The organism is Thermomonas flagellata (genome assembly GCF_022419185.1).
GTDB classification, from domain to species: Bacteria; Pseudomonadota; Gammaproteobacteria; order Xanthomonadales; family Xanthomonadaceae; genus Thermomonas; species Thermomonas flagellata.
In genome coordinates, this window is record NZ_JAJOZK010000006.1 from 22865 (window position 1) to 40695 (window position 17831).

Here is a 17831-nt window from a genome sequence, read left to right on the forward strand (position 1 = left end):
GAATCCCGATGAATACCCAAGTCCAACCTGGCCCCGGCGCCGTGCGTGCCGCGGCCCCCGCCTGGCGCGCCTGGATCGTGCCGGTGCTCTATGTGCTCAGCTGGTTCGCGCTCTACAGCCAATTGGAACCCGCCACCGACGCCTTCATGCGTTGGCTGGCCGCAACCACCGGCATGGCGCCGAGCAGCCATCTGTACGGCGCCGTGAGTTTTTTCGCCTTTGAAGTACCCAAGGTGCTGATGCTGCTGGCGCTGATCGTGTTCGTCGTCGGCGTGATCCAGACCTTTTTCACCCCGGAGCGCACCCGCGCCATCCTCGCCGGCAAGCGCCAAGGCGTGGGGAATGTGCTGGCGGCGGTGCTGGGCATCGTCACCCCGTTTTGCTCCTGCTCGGCCGTTCCCTTGTTCATCGGCTTCCTCACCGCAGGCGTGCCGCTGGGGGTGACGTTCTCGTTTCTGGTGTCGGCGCCGATGGTCAACGAGGTCGCGCTGGCGCTGCTGTTCGGCCTATTCGGCTGGAAGATCGCCGCGCTCTACCTCGGCCTCGGTCTGGCGGTGGCCATCGTCGCCGGCGCGGTGATCGGGCGCATGAACCCGGTCAAGCTCGTCGAGCCATGGGTGTTCGACATGCCCGCGGTGCACGGCGAGGACGGTGGCATGAGCTGGCAGGCGCGGTTCGCGCAGGGCTGGCAGCATGTGCGCGACATCGTGCTCAAAGTCGCGCCGTACATCGTCGCCGGCGTCGGCGTGGGCGCGTGGATCCACGGCTACGTGCCGCAGGACTTCATGGCGCACCTCATGGGCAAGAGCGCGTGGTGGTCGGTGCCGCTGGCCGTGCTCATCGGCGTGCCGATGTATTCCAACGCCGCCGGGATTATCCCGGTGGTGCAGGCGCTGCTGGGCAAGGGCGCGGCGCTGGGCACGACGCTGGCGTTCATGATGGCCGTCACCGCCTTGTCCTTCCCCGAATTCATGATTCTGAAAAAAGTGATGAAGCCCCGGCTGATCGCGCTGTTCGCCGGCGTGGTGGCGGTGGGCATCATCTTCGTCGGCTATGTGTTCAACGCGGTGATGTGACCGCTTTTCCCCAAGGAGATGACATGCTCGATATCAAAATCCTCGGCACCGGCTGTGCCAGCTGCAAGACCACGCAAAAACTGGTCGAAGAAGTCGTCAAGGCCAAGGGCGTGCAAGCGCAAGTGAGCAAGGTCGAGGACATTGCCTCGATCATGCAGTACGGGGTGATGCGCACCCCGGGCGTGGTGATCGACGGCAAAGTGGTGCATGCGGGCGGCATCCCGACCCGCGCGCAGGTCGAGAGCTGGGTGGGAGCGTGAGCATGCATATCTAATCCATCTCCGCCGCGGCCCTGCTGGCGCTGGCTCGGCGGCTGAGGCCGGCCGCATGACAGCCCGGCGGGGGCCGGCGATAATCGCGCCGCCCTGCCCCGCGCCGCTGCCCGCGCCCACGCGGATGCGGTTCGACCCGCCCTGACGCGCGCCGCCCGGCCGCGTCCCCTCCGGATAGCGTGCCTTGGCCGAAGCCCTCCGCCACGACAAGACCGCGCGCCAGCTGCGCCTGCTCAGCGACGCCCTGGACAGCGGCCGGCTCGGGCCGGTGCGGCGGCTGGTCAACACGCTCTCCCCGGCGGAGATCGGCAACCTGCTGGAATCGCTGCCGCCGGCCAAGCGCTCGGTCGTGTGGGGGCTGGTCGATCCGGAGGACGACGGCGAGGTGCTGGTGCACGTCGGCGAGGAGGTGCGCGAGTCGCTGATCGCCGACATGGATCCGGACGAGCTGGTCGCGGCGGCCTCCGAGCTGGACATCGACGACCTCGCCGACCTCGCCGAGGACCTGCCGGACGCGGTGGTCGAGCAGGTCCTCAAGTCGATGGACCGCGAGAACCGCGAGCGCCTGGAGCAGGTGCTCTCCTACGAGGAAGGCACCGCCGGGCGCCTGATGAACCCGGACGTGGTGACCGTGCGCGCCGACACCACGGTGGACGTGGTGCTGCGCTACCTGCGCCTGCGCGGCGAGTTGCCCGAGCACACCGACCACCTGTACGTGGTCAGCAAGCGCCACCAGTACCTCGGCCGGATCGCGCTGCAGGCGCTGCTGACCCACGAGCCTTCGACCCCGATCAACCAGTTGCTGGACGACAGCCAGCCGGCGATCGACGTGCACGAGAGCGAGCAGGAGGTGGCGCGCCAGTTCTCCGACCACGACTGGATCTCCGCGCCGGTGGTGGACGCCAACAACGTGCTGCTCGGGCGCATCACCATCGACGACGTGGTGGACATCATCCGCGAGCAGGCCGAGCACCAGGCCCTGGGCGCGGCCGGCCTGGACGAGGACGAGGACCTGTTCAGCCCGGTCTGGCGCGCCACCCGCCGGCGCATGCTGTGGCTGGGCATCAACCTCGCCACCGCGTTCCTGGCCGCCAGCGTGGTCGGCCAGTTCGAGGACACCATCCACCGCCTGGTCGCACTGGCGGTGCTGATGCCGATCGTGGCCGGCATGGGCGGCAACGCCGGCACCCAGGTGCTGGCGCTGATGGTGCGCGGGCTGGCGCTCGGCCAGGTGGGCGCCTCCAACATCCGCACCCTGCTCTGGAAGGAGGCACGGGTGGCGCTGCTCAACGGCCTCGGCCTCGGCCTGGTGCTGGCGGTGGTGGTGCTGCTGTGGTTCCACGACCTCGGCCTGTCGCTGGTGATCGCCATCGCGCTCACCTGCAACCTGCTGTTCGCCGCCCTCGCCGGGGTGCTGGTGCCGGTGACCCTCAAGCGCTTCGGCTACGACCCCGCGCTGGCCAGCAGCATCTTCCTCACCACCGTCACCGACGTGATGGGCTTCTTCACCTTCCTGGGCCTGGCCACGGTGTTGCTGCTGCGCTGAGGCTGGCGCATGCTCGCGGCATGCTGCGCGCCCTGCTCGCCTCCGCCGCCCTGCTGCCGATCGCGCTCGCCGGCTGCGCAAGCCTGCCGCCCGCGCGCGCGCACGGCGTGTTCGTGGAACGCCAGCTCGACGACCACGGCCGGCTGCGCCGCTACCAGGTGTTCGTGCCGGCCACCGCCGCGGCCGGTCGGCGCCCGCCGGTGATCCTGTTCCTGCACGGCTCCGGCGAGCGCGGCGAGGATGGCCGCAAGCCGACCCTGGTCGGCCTCGGCCCGGTGGTGCGCGCGCAGGGCGACCGCTTCCCGGCCATCGTGGTCTTCCCGCAGGCTCCGGAAGGCAGCGAGTGGAGCGCGCACGCGGACTTCGCCTTGGCCGCGCTCGAGGCGGCCCGCCGCGAGTTCGGCGGCGACCCGCGCCGGCAGTACCTGACCGGCCTGTCGATGGGCGGCTACGGCGTGTGGGACGTGGCCCTGCGCGCGCCGGAACGGTTCGCCGCGCTGGTGCCGGTGTGCGGCGGCGTGCGCCAGCCGCGCGCCGAGCGCGACACCCTGTTCGTCGCCGCGGTCGCGGACGCCCCGGATCCTTACGCCGAGATCGCACGGCGGCTGCAGCGGGTGCCGATCTGGATCTTCCACGGCGCCCGCGACGACGTGGTGCCGCCGGAGGACGACCGCCGCCTGGCCGCCGCGCTGCATGCCGCCGGCGCCCGCGACGCGCGCTACACCGAGTTCCCCGATGCCAACCACAACAGCTGGGATCCGGCCTACGCCGACACCCCCGCGCTGTGGGACTGGCTGTTCGCGCAGCGGCGCTGAAGCAGGGGCCGGCTCCGTCGACCACCGGCAAAACCTCCTCCCACCGCATGTGCGGCGGGCGGGCGCTCAGCCGAGCAGCGCCTCCAGCACCGCCATGCGCACGGCCACGCCGTTGGCGACCTGGACCAGCACGCGCGACTGCGGGCCATCGGCGACGGCGTCGGTGATTTCCACGCCGCGGTTCATCGGGCCGGGGTGCATGACGATGGCGCCCGGCGCGGCGCGGCGCAGGCGGGCTTCGGTGAGGCCGTAGGCGCGGTGGTAGTCGTCGAGCGAGGCGACCAGGCCCTCGGCCATGCGTTCGCGCTGCAGGCGCAGCATCATCACCGCATCCACGCCGTCCAGCGCGGTGTCGAGGTCGTGGCTGACCGCGCAGCCGGCCAGGGTGTCGTCGTCCGGCAGCAAGGCCGCCGGGCCGCACACGCGGATCTCGCCGCAGCCCAGCGCGCGCAGGGCGTGCAGGTCGCTGCGCGCGACCCGCGAGTGCTTCACGTCGCCGACGATCACCACCTTCAGCCGCGAGAAATCCTCGCCCTTGGCCTGGCGCAGGGTGAGCATGTCCAGCAGGCCCTGGGTGGGATGGTGGCTACGGCCGTCGCCGGCGTTGAGCACCGCCACCCCGGGCTGCGCCGCCGCGGCCAGCGCCGCCACCGCGCCGTCGGCCTTGTGGCGCACCACGAAGCCGCGCACGCCCATCGCCTGCAGGGTGCGGAAGGTGTCGAGGTCGGTCTCGCCCTTGGTGGTGGACGCGGTGGAGGCGTCGAAGTTGAGCACGTGCGCGCCCAGCCGCTGCGCGGCGAGCTGGAAGCTCAGGCGGGTGCGGGTGGAGGGCTCGAAGAACAGCGTGCACACCGCCACCCCGGCCAACGCGGCGGGTGCCTGCGCGCCCTCGGCGAACTGCTGCGCGCGGCACAGCAGGGCGTCGATTCGCGCGGCCGGCAGGGCGGCGAGGTCGAGCAGGTGGCGGGGGCGGTCGCGGGCGGTCGTCGTGGGCATGCGGGCGGCGGCGCAGTCGGAAGCGGGCGGCAGGACGGGGATGGGCGGGATCAGGGTGGCGGGCTGGCGGCGTGCGGCGCGGCCAGCCAGCGCTCGACGATGACGGCCGCGGCGAGTGCGTCCAACGCTTCGGCATCGCGCCGCCGGCGGCGGCCGTCGGCGCGCGCGGCGGCGAACCGGCGCGCGGCCTCCTGCGAACTGTTGCGCTCATCGACCATGGCCACCGGCAGCCCGCTGCGGCGCTGCAGTTCCTGCGCGAACGCGCGCGCGGCCTGGCGGATCGGCTGGTCGCCGCCGTCCAGGGTCATGGGATCGCCAACCACCAGGCCATGCGGGCGCCACTGCCGCAGCAGGGCGTCGATCCGCGCCCAGTCCGGGCCGGCGTTGCCGACCTCGACCACCGCGACCGCGCTGGCGCCGCCGGTCATGGCCTGGCCGACCGCGACCCCGATCCGGCGCGCGCCGACGTCGAACCCGAGCACCAGGCCGTGCGCGGGCGGCAGGGGGGTGGCCGGGGACATGCGCCGTTCAGGCGTGGCCGCTGTGGCCGGCCAGGTTCAGCAGATCCACGCCGATGCTGCCGGCGGCGGCCTGCCAGCGCTGCTCCAGCGGCAGCTCGAACAGGATCGGGCGGCTGGCCGGGACCAGCAGCCAGCTGTCCTCGATCAGCTCGCGCTCCAGCTGGCCGCCGCCCCAGCCGGCGCAGCCGAGCGCGACCAGCGCGTGCGCCGGGCCCTGGCCGCGCGCCATCGCCTCGAGCACGTCGCGCGAGGTGGTCAGGCGCAGGCCGTCGCCGATCTCCAGGCTGGAATCCCAGGCCTGTGCGCCATCGTGCACGACGAACCCGCGCTCGGGATGCACCGGGCCGCCGGCCAGCACCGGGCGCGCCGCGAGCGCGGCATCGTCGCAGCCGATGTCCATCTGCCGCAGCAGCTCGCCGAGGGTGTAGTCGGTGGCGCGGTTGACCACGATGCCCATCGCGCCGTCTGCGTCGTGCTGGCACAGCAGGGTGACGGTCTGCGCGAAGTGCGGGTCGTGCAGGGTCGGTAGGGCGACCAGCAGGCGGTTGGCGAGCGTCGGGACGGCGGTCGGCATGTGCCGATTGTAGCCCGTCGCTGCCGCCCGCCGCGGCGGGCGGGCGTCAGCGCGCCTCGGCCACCACCACGCCGTCCAGCCCCTGCGCGAGGGTGGTGGCATCGCCGCCCTGCGCCAGCTTGATGCGCAGCCGCACCTCGTTGGCGGAGTCGGCGTAGCGCAGCGCGTCCTCGTAGCTGATCTCGCCGGCCTGGTACAGCTCGAACAGGCTCTGGTCGAAGGTCTTCATGCCCTGCTGCACGGATTCCTTCATCACGTCCTTGAGCTTGTGGATCTCGCCCTCGCGGATGTAGTCCTGCACCAGCGGGGTGCCGAGCAGGATCTCCATCGCCACCCGCCGCGCCTTGCCGTCCGGGGTCGGGATCAGCTGCTGCGCGATCACGCCCTTGAGGTTGAGCGAGAGGTCCATCAGCAGCTGGCCGCGGCGGTCCTCCGGGAAGAAGTTGATGATGCGGTCCATCGCCTGGTTGGCGTTGTTGGCGTGCAGGGTCGCCAGCACCAGGTGCCCGGTCTCGGCGAACGCGATCGCATGGTCCATGCCCTCGCGGGTGCGGATCTCGCCGATCATGATCACGTCCGGGGCCTGGCGCAGGGTGTTCTTCAGCGCGTTCTCCCAGCTGTCGGTGTCGATCCCGACCTCGCGCTGGGTGATGATGCAGCCCTCGTGCTTGTGCACGAACTCGATCGGATCCTCGATGGTGATGATGTGCCCGGTCGAGTTCTGGTTGCGGTAGCCGATCATCGCCGCCAGTGAGGTGGACTTACCGGTGCCGGTGGCGCCCACGAACAGGATGATCCCGCGCTTGGTCATCGCCAGGGTCTTGATGATCGGCGGCAGGTTGAGCTCCTCCACCGTCGGGATGCGGGTCTCGATCCGGCGCAGCACCATGCCCACCTGGTTGCGCTGGTAGAAGCAGCTGACGCGGAAGCGGCCGACCCCGGCCACGCCGATCGCGAAGTTGCACTCGTGGGTCTTCTCGAACTCCTCGCGCTGCGCCGGCGTCATCACGTTCAGCACCAGGTCGCGGCTCTGCTGCGGGGTCAGCGGGTTCTGCGTGATCGGGCTGATCTTGCCGTGCACCTTCATTGACGGCGGCATGCCGGCGGTGATGAACAGGTCCGACGCCTTCTGGTGCGCCATCAGCTTGAGGAACGAGGTGAAGTCGATGCTCATGGGCGGATCTCCTGGGCGGCCGGCGCGCGCGGCGCCGGCGGGATCACTCGAACAGGCGCTTGTCGCGCGCGTACTCGCGCGCCTGCTGGCGGCTGACCATGCCGCGCTTGACCAGGTCCTGCAGGTGCTGGTCGAGGGTCTGCATGCCGACGTTCTGGCCGGTCTGGATCGCCGAGTACATCTGCGCGACCTTGTCCTCGCGGATCAGGTTGCGGATCGCGGGGGTGCCGACCATGATCTCCCACGCGGCGGTGCGGCCGCCGCCGATCTTCTTCAGCAGCGACTGGCTGATCACCGCGCGCAGCGACTCCGAGAGCATCGAGCGCACCATCGGCTTCTCGCCGGCCGGGAACACGTCGATGATGCGGTCGATGGTCTTGGCCGCGGAACTGGTGTGCAGGGTGGCGAACACCAGGTGGCCGGTCTCGGCGGCGGTCAGCGCCAGGCGGATGGTCTCGATGTCGCGCATCTCGCCGACCAGGATGTAGTCCGGGTCCTCGCGCAGGGCCGAGCGCAGCGCCTCGTTGAAGCCGTGGGTGTCGCGGTGGACCTCGCGCTGGTTGATCAGGCACTTCTGGGAGGTGTGCACGAACTCGATCGGATCCTCGATCGAGAGGATGTGCCCGTAGTGGTTCTTGTTGATGTGGTCGAGCATCGCCGCCAGCGTGGTCGACTTGCCCGATCCGGTCGGCCCGGTGACCAGGATCAGGCCCTGCGGCTGCTCGATCAGGTCCTTGAACACGCGCGGGCAGCCCAAGTCCTCCAAGGTCAGCACCTCGGAGGGAATGGTGCGGAACACCGCGCCGGCGCCGCGGTTCTGGTTGAACGCGTTGACGCGGAAGCGCGCCAGCCCCGGGATCTCGAAGCTGAAGTCGACCTCGAGGAACTCCTCGTAGTCGCGCCGCTGCTTGTCCGACATGATGTCGTAGATCAGCGCGTGCACCTGCTTGTGCTCGAGCGCGGGGATGTTGATCCGGCGCACGTCGCCGTCGACGCGGATCATCGGCGGCAGGCCGGCCGACAGGTGCAGGTCCGAGGCCTTGTTCTTGACCGAAAATGCCAGCAGTTCAGCGATGTCCATGCGTCTCCCCGCCCCAGCCGTTGATTGATCCCCGCCGGCGGCGCCGATCCCGTGGCGTCGCCCGCACCCCGCGGGCAGTATGGACGCCCCACCCCCACTGTCAACCGCCGCCCTGCCCTGCCATGCAGCCAGTCACGCCGCTCGCCGCACTCCTGTCACGTCTCGACAACGCGGCCCGGCTGCCGGGACGGCCAGCCCCGCGCCTGCTGGCGGTGTCCAAGACCCGCAGCGCCGCCGAGATCGCGGCGCTCGCGGCGCAGGGCCAGCGCGCGTTCGGCGAGAACTACGTGCAGGAGGCGCTGCCCAAGATCGCGGCGCTGCGCGGGCAGGGGCTGGAATGGCACCTGATCGGACACCTGCAGTCGAACAAGGCGCGCGAGGCCGCGCAGGCGTTCGACTGGGTGCAGACCGTGGACCGGCCCAAGCTGGTCGCGGCACTGGCCCGCCACCGGCCGCCGCAGGCCGGCCCGCTGAACGTGCTGGTGCAGGTCAACATCGACGCCGAGGCCAGCAAATCCGGCTGCCGTCCGCAGGACGTGCCCGCGCTCGCAGAGGCGATCGCCGCCCAGCCGGCGCTGCGCCTGCGCGGGCTGATGGCGATCCCCGCCCCGGACCCCGATTGGGCGCGGCGGCGCGCCGCGTTCCACGCGATGTCCACCCTGTTCGAGGCCCTGCAGGCGGCGCATCCGGAGGTCGACACCCTGTCCATGGGCATGAGCGAGGACTATCTGGACGCAATCGCCGAAGGTGCGACCATGGTGCGCATCGGCAGCGCCCTGTTCGGGCCGCGCCCCGCAAAGCCACAGGAGGCCTGAAGAGATGGATCCGGTGATCGCATTCGTCGGCGGCGGCAACATGGCACGCAGCCTCATCGGCGGCCTGATCGCACGCGGCCATCCGGCGCAGGCGCTGCGCGTGGCCGAGCCGGTGCAGGCACTGCGCGATGCGCTGCAGGCCGACTTCGGGGTGCCGGTGTTCGCCGACGGCCCGGGCGCGGTCGCCGATGCCGACCTCTGGGTGCTGGCGGTCAAGCCGCAGGTGCTGCGCGCGGTCTGCGCGCAACTGGCGCCGCAGGCGCAGGCGCGGCGGCCGCTGCTGGTGTCGATCGCCGCCGGCGTGCGCAGCGCCGCGATCGATGCCTGGCTGGGCGGCGGCCAGCGCATCGTGCGCGCGATGCCCAACACCCCGGCCCAGCTCGGCGCCGGCGCCACCGGCCTGTACGCCGGTCCTGCGGTGGACCCCGCCGCACGCGCGCTCGCCGCGCAGCTCTTGGCCGCGGCCGGAATCTGCGTGTGGGTGGAGGACGAGGCGCAGATCGATGCCGTCACCGCGCTGTCCGGCAGCGGGCCGGCCTACGTCTTCCTGCTGGCGGAGGCGATGTTCGCCGCCGGGGTCGCGGAAGGGCTGCCGGAGGCCAGCGCGCGCGCGCTGACCGTGCAGACCCTGCTCGGCGCCGCGCGCATGCTGGCGGAAACCGGCGAGGACGCGGCCGCACTGCGGCACCGGGTCACCTCCCCCGGCGGCACCACCCAGGCGGCGATCGAGACCTTCGAAGCCGGCGGCCTGCGCACGCTGGTCGCCGCCGCCATCCACGCCGCGCGCGTACGCGGCGAACAGCTGGCGGCCGCGGCAGGCTGACGCCCGGCGCGATCGCTCGCCGCCAACCATCGGCGCGGTCGCGGGCGAGCCGTTTTCCGACGCCCCGGCGCGGCATTGCCTGACGCATTAAATCTGCGTCATGTCGGCGCGCGCCGGCGCCGGCAGGCAGCCGATCGGCTAGGATCAGCTTGCGCCACGCACGCACGCCCCTCTGGTGATTCCGGGTCCCGGCATGAACACACGCATGGATGTCTCCGCAGAGGAGGCCACCCTGCTGGAGCGCATCGCCGGCGGCGACCAGCGCGCCCTGCACCAGGCCCTGCAAGCCCATGGCCAGGCCGTGTTCGGCTTTGCCCTGCGCCGGCTCGGCAGCCCCGAGGACGCGCAGGATGTGGTCAGCGACACCCTGCTGGCACTGTGGCGGCAGGCCGCGGCCCAGCGCGGCCGGATCACGTCGCTGCGCGCCTGGCTGCTGGGCATCGCCCGCCACAAAGTCGGCGATGTCCTGCGCGGGCGCGGCCAGCACTGGCGCGAGCAGGCCGACGACGACGGCCAGCTGCTCGCGCATGCCGCCGACCCCGATCCCAGCCCGCTGGACCGGCTGTGCGCCGACTGCGACGACGCCCGCCTCGCGCAGGCCCTGGACGGCCTACCGGAGGTCCAGCGCGAGGCGCTGTACCTGTTCACCTACGAGGGCTTGTCGCTGGCGGAGATCGCCCGCATCCAGCAGGTGCCGCTGGCGACGGTCGGCACCCGCCTGCACCTGGCGCGGCAGCGGCTGCGCCGTAGCCTGGCAGGCGACGGCGGCGATCCGCGTTGAAAAAACAGACTCCCTGCGGCGACCCTCACGGCATGGACGAGCACGACGACCCCCGGCTGCGCGACGACGCCCTCGCCCGCCGCCTGCGCCAGCACTGGGACAGCGCGACCCCGCGGCTGGACCAGCGCGCGGCCTGGCGGCGGCTGCAGGCGCAGCTGCCGCCGCCCCGGCGCCGCTGGCTGGACTGGCAGGCGCTGTGGCGCCCGGCGCTCACCTTCGCCGGGGGCATGGCCTGTGCGGTGCTGGTGCTGGCCCTGTTGCCTGGCCGCACGCCCGCGCCGCCACCGGCGCAGGACTTCGCCCCGCTCTCGGCCCCGGCCAACGCCCCTGCGGCTGGCACGGACCGCGTCCAGCTGCAGGTCGCGTTCGCCAGCGAGGCGCGCATCGCTGAGGTCAACGCCCTGCTGCAGGCACTGGACGCCGCGATCGTCGCCGGGCCCAGCGCCCTCGGCCTGTACACGGTCGCGGTGGCACGCCCGCGCGCTCCGCAGACACTCGACGCGCTGCGCGCCAGCCCGCTGGTGGACAGCGCCGATCCTGTCCCGGAGACCTGAGGCCCGATGCCGCCCCGGCCTGCCCTGCCGACCTCCGCGCCGACCTCCGCGCACGCGGTCCGGCGCGGATGGCGCCGCCTGCAAATCGCTCTTGCGCTGCTGCTCGGGCTGGCCGCCCTGCCGGTATTCGCCCAGACCGGCGGCACCCCGCCGCCGGTGAAGCAGCCCCCGACCACCGGCCAAGCACCCGCGCGCAGCGGCGGTGGGATGGGCGTCGGGGTGCAGGTGGACGTCGGCCAGCTGTTCCAGCTGGGCCGCCGCCTGCTGGCCGCGCCGGAGACGCCCGAGGCCTACCTGCCCGGCGCGCTGCTGGTCGCCTTTCCGGTCGAGGCTGGCCTCGACCCGGCCTCGCTGGCTGCCGAAACCGGCGCACAGCTCACGTCGCAGGCCCGCTTGGACGACCTCGGATTGATGGTCGCCCAGTTGCAGACCACGCCCGAGCAGGTGGCGACCATGCAGCAGGCGCTGCAGGCCCGGCATCCGGAGCTGACCGCCGACCGCGCGCCGTGGTGGTATCCGCAACAGGACGGGCCCGCGCTGCCCGGCAGCCGCCCCGGCCGCCTCTACGCCGCCGCCCTGCTCGGGATCGCCGGCGATCCCCCGCCGCTGCCGAAGCCGGTGCGGGTGGCGCTGATCGATGGCCTGGCCGACCCCGCCGTCGGCCTGCAACTGGCCGGCCTGCAGCGCCTCGATCTCGCAGGCGATGCCGCCGATCCCGGCCTGCATGCGACCGACATCGCCTGCCTGCTGGCCTGCCGCGCGCGCGGCCCCGAGGGCCGCCGCTTCGCTGGGCTGGCGCCCGGCATCGAACTGCTGGATGCGGCCGTGCTCGCTTCCGACCCGCAAGACCGGGTGCGCGCCCGCCCGCTGGACGTGCTGCGCGCGCTCGACTGGTCGCTGCGACAGGGCGCGCAGGTGGTGAACGTCAGCCTCGGCGCCGCCCCGGATGCAGTCACCGCGCTCGCCTTCCGGCGCGCCATGCCGCGGCTGGCGGCGGTGGTCGCCGCCGCCGGCAACGGCGGACCGGAGGCCGCGCCGCCCTATCCCGCCGCCCTGCCCGGGGTGATTGCAGTCGCGGCGGTCGACGCGCGCGCTCGACCGTGGCGGGATGGCAACCGCGGCCGCTACATCACCCTCGCCGCCCCTGGCGTCGAGCTGTGGGTGCCGAGTCCCGGGCGCGAGGACGGCCGCTACCGCAGCGGCACCTCGTTCGCCGCCCCACTGGTCACCGCCTGGATCGCGCAGCGGCTTGCCCGCGGCCTGCCGGTGGATGCCGCCAGCCTGTGCACGCGGGCGCGCGACCTGCCTCCGCCGGGGCCGGATCCGCAGACCGGCTGCGGATTGCCGCTGTGGCCGGCAGCGGGGCGCTGAGCCACGCCGACAGCGCCCACGGCTGATGCGCCGCGCGCGCCGGGATTTTGCAATCCGGTTCAAAAAAACCGCCGGCGCCACGCGATCACTGTCGCGTCCGCGGCAATCCTGCCGCGGCACCACACGCGATCAGCCAAGGACATCGCCATGCCCACCTCGCATTGCATCGCCTCTTCCCGCCGCGCAGCGCTGCTCGCGCCGCTGGCGCTTGCGGTCGTCGGCCTGTTCGCGGCCGGCAGCGCCGCGGCGCAGTCGGTCGGGACGCCCATCAATCCCGGCACCCCGCAGCAGGTGACGATCAAGGAGAAGAGCTCGACCACCCGCTGCCAGCCGTGGCCGTCGTGCAAAGAACCCCACTTTCCAATGCAGGCCCGGGTGCCGGCGCAAACCCCGCCGGACGAGCCGCCGGGCCCGAAGCACACCATCCATCCGGTGCCGGCCCCGCCGCCGCGGCCGCGCACGGTCGATCCCACTCCGGTGGTGACCCCTGGCGTCGGGCACCTGCCGCGCGACCCCGGTATGGGCAACGGCGAAGTGATGCCCAATCCGGGCGGGAATCCAGTGGAGCCAGCGCTGCCCTGCCCGCCCGGGTTCCAGTTGCTGCACCTGAAGAACGGCAAGACCACCTGCGCCAAGGCCGAACCGGCGCCGACCCCGGCCGCACCGACGGCCCGGCAGGTGGCCAGTGGCCAGGGGCATGTGCAGGTCTGCCCGCCCTACTGCGGCAACCAGGGCCCGATGGGCAAGCCGGCCGACGCGCACAACGGCGGCGTGATGGGCCCGGCCGGCTCGCCGGTGCCGCGCGCGGCCAGCGGCGGCAAGATGACCAAGGCCGACGCCTCGCGCAGCCAGCCTTCGCCCACCGACGAGAAGTAACAAGGCCGCATGCGGCATCCCGATCGGGCACGGCGGAACCGCCGGCCCGATCGCAGCCGCCCTCTGCCCGCGCGGGGCGGCCCGAGCGCGCCCCCACTCCGCTCGGCGATGCAGCACCATTCGACCGCGTTCGTGTGGCCCCGCCGGCGTGGCGGGAAGTGGGCAGGGACGCCCCCCGCTTTTTTGCCCGTCTCGGCGCGAAAAAACGAACCAAGCGCAACGATCTACCACCGACCATCCGCCCCAGACGATGGTCGGACCCTTTCAGCCTGATATCTGGATGAGGAGCCGCCCCATGCAAATCCAAACACCCCTGCTCGCCGCCGCCCTGCTGGCCGGCCTCGCCCTCGGCAGCGCCCATGCCCAGCAGGCGCCGCAGACCACGGCGTCCAACCCCGCCACGCAGCGCACCGGCACGCCGACCAACCCTCCGACCTCGACGCCGACCTGGACCGTTCCGGGCACCAAGGCCACGAAGCAGGCCCAGGCCACCGCCACCCGCCCGAAGTGCCCCGACGGCACCTACTGGTACGAACCGGCCAAGAACTGCGTGCCGGTCGGCGGGCACCCCGCGGAACGGACCGGACTCGGCGGCGGCAAGCCCAAGCCCCGCCCGCCGAGCAACTGCACATTCCCGCCCTGCCCGGGCGAGGAGCGCAAGGATTAGTAAACGGCGCCGCCTGCCCTGCGCCTTTGCAGGCAATGCCGCGCAGGTGCGATCCAAGTACCCCGGCCGCGGAGCGGCCGGTTCCGGGGCAGGGATGCCCCGCTTCGCTCTCCGTTTCAGTCCTGGCGACGCGCCCAGGCCTGCACGATCCGCGCGATGTCGGTCACGCCGTCGGTCAGGGCCGCCGGCCCGGGCTGCAGGATGCGCGGCGACTTGATCTCGAACAGCTGCCCGTCGCGCACCGCCGGGATCGCCTGCCAGCCGGGGCGCGCCGCCACCTGATCCGGGCGGAAGCGCTTGCCGCACCAGCTGCCGAGGATGATGTCCGGCGCGCGGCGGATCACTTCATCGGCGTCCTCGAGGATGCGCGCCTTCGCCAGCGGCTCGCGCGCCCGCTCCGGGAAAATGTCGTCGCCGCCGGCGATCCGCACCAGTTCGGCCACCCACTGGATGCCGGTGATCGGCGGCGCATCCCATTCCTCGAAATAGACCTTCGGCCGGCGCGGCAACATTGCCGCTTCGCGCGCGATGGCCTCCAGCCCGCGGCGCAGGCCATCGGCATAGGCATTCGCCTTGTCGCCGGCACCGACCAGCGCGCCGAGCCGGCGCACGTAGTCGAGGATGCCGTCCACGCTGCGATGGTTGCTGATCCACACCTCGACCCCGGCGCGGATCAGCGCCTGCGCGATGTCGGCCTGGATGTCAGAGAAACCGACCACGAAATCCGGCCGGAGTTCGAGGATGCGATCGATCCGCGCGCTGGTGAAGGCGCTGACCTTCGGTTTCTCCTTGCGCGCGCTGGCAGGCCGCACGGTGAAGCCGCTGATGCCGACGATGCGGTCCTGCTCGCCCAGTGCGTACAGGACCTCGGTGGGCTCCTCGGTCAGGCAGACGATCCGGCGCGGCCCGCTCACGGCGGCGGCGCCCACACCAGGCACTCGTCCACGAAGATCGCCGGCACCTCCCACGGATGGTACGGGCGGATGCCGGCCTCGATCACCCGCGCCAGCCGCTCGGGCTCGCGCGGCAGGACGAACACCAGGCGCACGCTGGCCACCTTCGCCAGCTCGCCGATGCGGCCGTACCCGGGCTGCGCGCCCGGCAGCGGGCGGAACTGCTCCTCGCCGACCGCGTCGATCCACATCACGCGGTCGTAGTGGCCGCCCTGCAGCGGCTCCACCGCGCAGATCCCGTCCTGCAGCGCCTGCAGGTGCCCGGGCGGCACCTGCACGCTGACCCGGTACGCCGGCCGCAGGCTCACGGGTACAGCATCCGCTGCGACCAGCGGCCGTCCGCGCCGCGTTCGTGCAAATGGCGCGTGTGCAGGCGGTACTGCGCGCCGTACCAGAACTCCACCGCGTGCGGCACCACCCTAAAGCCGGTCCAGCGCGGCGGACGCGGCACCTCGCGCCCTTCGAACTCGGCCTCGAACTGCGCCAGGCGCGCCTCGAACGTGGCGCGCGCGTCCAGCGTCTCGGACTGCCGGGAAGCCCACGCCCCCAGCTGGCTGCCGCGCGGGCGGCTGGCGAAATAGGCATCGGCCTCGGCGTCCGAGACCTGCTCCACCGCGCCCTCGATCCGCACCTGCACGCCCTCGCGCACGCGCGGCCAGTGGAACAGCAGCGCCGCGCGCGGGTTGGCCTGCAACTCGCGGCCCTTGCGCCCGTCGAGGTGGCTGTAGAACACGAAGCCGCGGGCATCATGTGCCTTGAGCAGCACGATCCGCGCCGAAGGCGCGCCGTCGGGGGTGGCGGTGGCCAGGGTCATCGCAGTTGGGTCGGGCTCCCCGGCCGCCGCGGCCTCGGCGAACAGGGCATCGAAGGTGTGCAGGATCGCGTCGGGCAGCGTGCTCATGGCCGCATTGTCGCGCGCACGCCCTACGCCTGCATCTGCCGCGAACGGCAGCCCCGCACCCTGCGCTGCTAGCATGCGCGCATGTCCGCCCCGCCCCGCGCCCCTGCCCGCATCGTCCTGGTCGGCCCGATGGGCGCCGGCAAGACCACCCTCGGCCGGGCGCTGGCGGCACGGCTGGGGTGCCCGTTCGTGGACCTGGATGCCCGCATCGAGGCCGACGCCGGGCAGGCGGTCGCGGCGATCTTCGCGCAGGAGGGCGAGGCCGGCTTCCGCCGGCGCGAGGCGCAGGCGCTGGCCGCCGCGCTGGAGACGCCGGAGGCGGTGATCGCCACTGGGGGCGGGGCGGTGCTGGACGCCGGCAACCGCGCGGCGATGCGCCACCAGGCCACGGTGGTGTACCTGACCGTCGCGCCGGCACTGCAACTGGAGCGCCTGCGCGGCGACCGCAGCCGCCCGCTGCTGCAGGACGCCGACCCGGCGGCACGGCTGGCGCAGTTGCAGGCACAGCGCGAGCCGCTGTACCGCGAGGCCGCGCACCTGCTGTTCGACGCCGGCACGCTCGCCCCGGACGCCGCTGCCGCCGCGCTCGCCGCGCGCCTGGCCCAACACGCGGCGCTGCCGGCATGAGCGCGCCGATGCGCACGGTCGAGGTCGGCGGCGCCGCGCCCTACCGCATCCACATCGGCGCCGGCCTGCTCGCCGACGGCGCGCGGCTGTCGGCGACGGTGCGCGGCCGGCATGCGCTCGTCGTCAGCGACAGCCACGTGGCCCCGCTGTACGCGCAGGCGGCGGAGGACGCGCTGCGCGCGGCGCGGCCGGACCTGCGGATCGGCCGCCACGTGCTGCGCGCCGGCGAGGCGGAGAAGACGCTGGCCAACTTCGGCGCGGTGATCGACGCCCTGGCTGCGCTCGGCGCCACCCGCGACGCCTGCGTGTTCGCGCTCGGCGGCGGGGTGGTCGGGGATCTCGCCGGCTTCGCCGCCGCCTGCTGGATGCGCGGCATCGATTGCGTGCAGCTGCCCACCACCCTGCTGGCGATGGTGGACTCCTCGGTCGGCGGCAAGACCGCGGTGGACATCCCGCAGGGCAAGAACCTGGTCGGTGCCTTCCATCCGCCGCGCGCGGTGGTGGCCGACACCACGACCCTGCGCACGCTGCCGCCGCGCGAGCTGCGCGCGGGGCTGGCGGAGGTCATCAAGTACGGCGCGATCGTGGATGCGCCCTTCCTCGACTGGCTCGATGCACGCGCCGAGGCGCTGCTGGCCGGCGACGACGCCGCGCTGGCCGAGGCCATCGCCCGCAGCTGCCTGCACAAGGCCGCGATCACCGAACGCGATCCGCATGAGCACGGCGAGCGCGCGCTGCTCAACTTCGGCCACACCTTCGCCCACGCCATCGAGGCCGAGCAGGGCTACGGCAGCGGCCTCAACCACGGCGAGGCGGTGGCGGTGGGGATGCTGCTGGCGGCGCGGCTATCGGCCACGCTGGGGTTGGCCCGCTGGTCGGAGGCCGAAGCCCTGCAGGCGCTGCTGCTGCGCTTCGGCCTGCCGGCGGCACTGCCCGCCGGCCTGGCGCCGGACGCCCTGCTGGCACGGATGCGGCTGGACAAGAAGGCGCAGGCGGACGGGCTGCGCTTCGTGCTGTGGGACGGCCCGGGCCGGGCGCGGATGGTGGCCGGGGTCGATCCGGCCGCAGTGCGCGCGGTGCTGACGCAGTGACCCCGTACAATGCGCGTCCATGCGCCTGCTGCTGCAACAACGCCCGCTCGCCGGCGAGGCCCCCCGCTTCGTCCAGCTGACCCTGCAGTCCGACCTGTTCGGCGGCTGGGAACTGCTGCGTGAGAGCGGCCAGACCGGCGGCCGCAGTACCCTGCGGCGCACGCTCTACCCCGACCAGGCCAGCGCGCTGGCGGCGCTGGAGAAGGAGCGCGACGCCCAGCTGCGCAAGGGCTTCACGCTGGTGTTCGCGCAGGGCGCCGATGCACCGCGATGACCGCCGCGCGGCGGCGGCCGCCCGCCGCCCGGCCCACCACCGG

The 17831-nt window shown here is 72.9% G+C and carries 22 protein-coding genes; 14 read left to right on the plus strand and 8 right to left on the minus strand.

Features of this window, described 5'->3' with window-relative positions; translation table 11 throughout:
- Nucleotides 1-8 precede the first annotated feature (8 nt).
- From ML340_RS07020 to ML340_RS07035, 4 genes are all read left to right on the plus strand, one after another.
- Nucleotides 9-1076 carry a permease gene (locus ML340_RS07020; RefSeq protein WP_240098103.1) on the plus strand — a complete coding sequence of 356 codons (1068 nt, stop codon included), beginning with the start codon at nt 9-11 and terminating at the stop codon, nt 1074-1076.
- A 23-nt stretch (nt 1077-1099) separates the two neighbouring features.
- Nucleotides 1100-1336 (plus strand): thioredoxin family protein, encoded by a 237-nt coding sequence (locus ML340_RS07025; protein WP_240098106.1) that lies wholly within the window; start codon nt 1100-1102, stop codon nt 1334-1336.
- 196 nt (nt 1337-1532) lie between these two features.
- On the plus strand, nt 1533-2894 hold the full coding sequence (gene mgtE / locus ML340_RS07030) for a magnesium transporter (RefSeq protein ID WP_240098108.1): 1362 nt from the start codon (nt 1533-1535) through the stop codon (nt 2892-2894).
- 20 nt (nt 2895-2914) lie between these two features.
- Nucleotides 2915-3709 carry a carboxylesterase family protein gene (locus ML340_RS07035; RefSeq protein WP_240098111.1) on the plus strand — a complete coding sequence of 265 codons (795 nt, stop codon included), beginning with the start codon at nt 2915-2917 and terminating at the stop codon, nt 3707-3709.
- Between the two features lie 66 nt (nt 3710-3775).
- Here ML340_RS07035 and ML340_RS07040 read toward each other — a convergent pair whose 3' ends face one another.
- From ML340_RS07040 to ML340_RS07060, 5 genes are read right to left on the minus strand one after another with little or no spacing between them, the layout of a single operon-like run.
- Nucleotides 3776-4705 carry an aspartate carbamoyltransferase catalytic subunit gene (locus ML340_RS07040; protein WP_240098113.1) on the minus strand — a complete coding sequence of 310 codons (930 nt, stop codon included), beginning with the start codon at nt 4703-4705 and terminating at the stop codon, nt 3776-3778.
- Nucleotides 4706-4755: 50 nt separating this feature from the next.
- Nucleotides 4756-5226 (minus strand): Holliday junction resolvase RuvX, encoded by a 471-nt coding sequence (ruvX, locus tag ML340_RS07045; protein ID WP_240098114.1) that lies wholly within the window; start codon nt 5224-5226, stop codon nt 4756-4758.
- Nucleotides 5227-5233: 7 nt separating this feature from the next.
- Nucleotides 5234-5800: a YqgE/AlgH family protein gene (locus ML340_RS07050; RefSeq protein WP_240098115.1), complete on the minus strand. Its 567-nt coding sequence runs from the start codon at nt 5798-5800 to the stop codon at nt 5234-5236.
- 46 nt (nt 5801-5846) lie between these two features.
- On the minus strand, nt 5847-6974 hold the full coding sequence (locus ML340_RS07055) for a PilT/PilU family type 4a pilus ATPase (protein WP_240098117.1): 1128 nt from the start codon (nt 6972-6974) through the stop codon (nt 5847-5849).
- A gap of 43 nt (nt 6975-7017) precedes the next feature.
- Nucleotides 7018-8055, minus strand: a complete 1038-nt coding sequence (locus ML340_RS07060) for a type IV pilus twitching motility protein PilT (protein WP_240098119.1) — start codon at nt 8053-8055, stop codon at nt 7018-7020.
- A gap of 122 nt (nt 8056-8177) precedes the next feature.
- On the opposite strand from ML340_RS07060, the gene ML340_RS07065 reads away from it, so the two are divergent.
- The 7 genes from ML340_RS07065 to ML340_RS07095 all read left to right on the plus strand — a co-directional run bounded on the left by ML340_RS07065 (nt 8178) and on the right by ML340_RS07095 (nt 13942).
- The gene (locus ML340_RS07065) at nt 8178-8870 is read left to right on the plus strand and encodes a YggS family pyridoxal phosphate-dependent enzyme (protein WP_240098121.1); all 693 of its coding nucleotides are present in this window, start codon (nt 8178-8180) and stop codon (nt 8868-8870) included.
- Between the two features lie 4 nt (nt 8871-8874).
- Nucleotides 8875-9693: a pyrroline-5-carboxylate reductase gene (gene proC, locus ML340_RS07070; protein ID WP_240098122.1), complete on the plus strand. Its 819-nt coding sequence runs from the start codon at nt 8875-8877 to the stop codon at nt 9691-9693.
- 205 nt (nt 9694-9898) lie between these two features.
- The gene (locus ML340_RS07075) at nt 9899-10474 is read left to right on the plus strand and encodes an RNA polymerase sigma factor (RefSeq protein WP_240098124.1); all 576 of its coding nucleotides are present in this window, start codon (nt 9899-9901) and stop codon (nt 10472-10474) included.
- Between the two features lie 32 nt (nt 10475-10506).
- Nucleotides 10507-11028, plus strand: coding sequence for a hypothetical protein (locus ML340_RS07080; protein WP_240098126.1), 522 nt, complete (start codon nt 10507-10509; stop codon nt 11026-11028).
- 6 nt (nt 11029-11034) lie between these two features.
- A complete protein-coding gene (locus tag ML340_RS07085; protein ID WP_240098128.1) occupies nt 11035-12399 on the plus strand; it encodes a S8 family serine peptidase in 1365 nt (454 codons plus the stop codon).
- A 147-nt stretch (nt 12400-12546) separates the two neighbouring features.
- Nucleotides 12547-13275, plus strand: coding sequence for a hypothetical protein (locus tag ML340_RS07090; protein ID WP_240098130.1), 729 nt, complete (start codon nt 12547-12549; stop codon nt 13273-13275).
- Nucleotides 13276-13570: 295 nt separating this feature from the next.
- On the plus strand, nt 13571-13942 hold the full coding sequence (locus tag ML340_RS07095) for a hypothetical protein (protein WP_240098132.1): 372 nt from the start codon (nt 13571-13573) through the stop codon (nt 13940-13942).
- A gap of 116 nt (nt 13943-14058) precedes the next feature.
- Here ML340_RS07095 and ML340_RS07100 read toward each other — a convergent pair whose 3' ends face one another.
- Genes ML340_RS07100 through pdxH form a run of 3 tightly spaced genes read right to left on the minus strand, consistent with a single transcriptional unit; the run spans nt 14059 to nt 15796 of the window.
- The gene (locus tag ML340_RS07100; RefSeq protein ID WP_240098134.1) at nt 14059-14856 is read right to left on the minus strand and encodes a cobalamin-binding protein; all 798 of its coding nucleotides are present in this window, start codon (nt 14854-14856) and stop codon (nt 14059-14061) included.
- Nucleotides 14853-15203 carry a hypothetical protein gene (locus tag ML340_RS07105; protein WP_240098136.1) on the minus strand — a complete coding sequence of 117 codons (351 nt, stop codon included), beginning with the start codon at nt 15201-15203 and terminating at the stop codon, nt 14853-14855. Before ML340_RS07105 ends, ML340_RS07100 begins: the two co-directional genes overlap by 4 nt.
- Nucleotides 15200-15796, minus strand: a complete 597-nt coding sequence (pdxH, locus tag ML340_RS07110) for a pyridoxamine 5'-phosphate oxidase (RefSeq protein WP_240098138.1) — start codon at nt 15794-15796, stop codon at nt 15200-15202. The genes ML340_RS07105 and pdxH overlap by 4 nt, the downstream gene beginning before the upstream one ends.
- Before the next feature lie 81 nt (nt 15797-15877).
- Between pdxH and ML340_RS07115 the strand changes: the two genes are divergently transcribed.
- Genes ML340_RS07115 through ML340_RS07125 form a run of 3 tightly spaced genes read left to right on the plus strand, consistent with a single transcriptional unit; the run spans nt 15878 to nt 17788 of the window.
- On the plus strand, nt 15878-16423 hold the full coding sequence (locus ML340_RS07115) for a shikimate kinase (protein ID WP_275672659.1): 546 nt from the start codon (nt 15878-15880) through the stop codon (nt 16421-16423).
- Nucleotides 16420-17514, plus strand: a complete 1095-nt coding sequence (aroB, locus tag ML340_RS07120; RefSeq protein ID WP_240098360.1) for a 3-dehydroquinate synthase — start codon at nt 16420-16422, stop codon at nt 17512-17514. The genes ML340_RS07115 and aroB overlap by 4 nt, the downstream gene beginning before the upstream one ends.
- Nucleotides 17515-17533: 19 nt before the next feature.
- Nucleotides 17534-17788, plus strand: coding sequence for a WGR domain-containing protein (locus ML340_RS07125; protein WP_240098142.1), 255 nt, complete (start codon nt 17534-17536; stop codon nt 17786-17788).
- Nucleotides 17789-17831 lie beyond the last annotated feature (43 nt).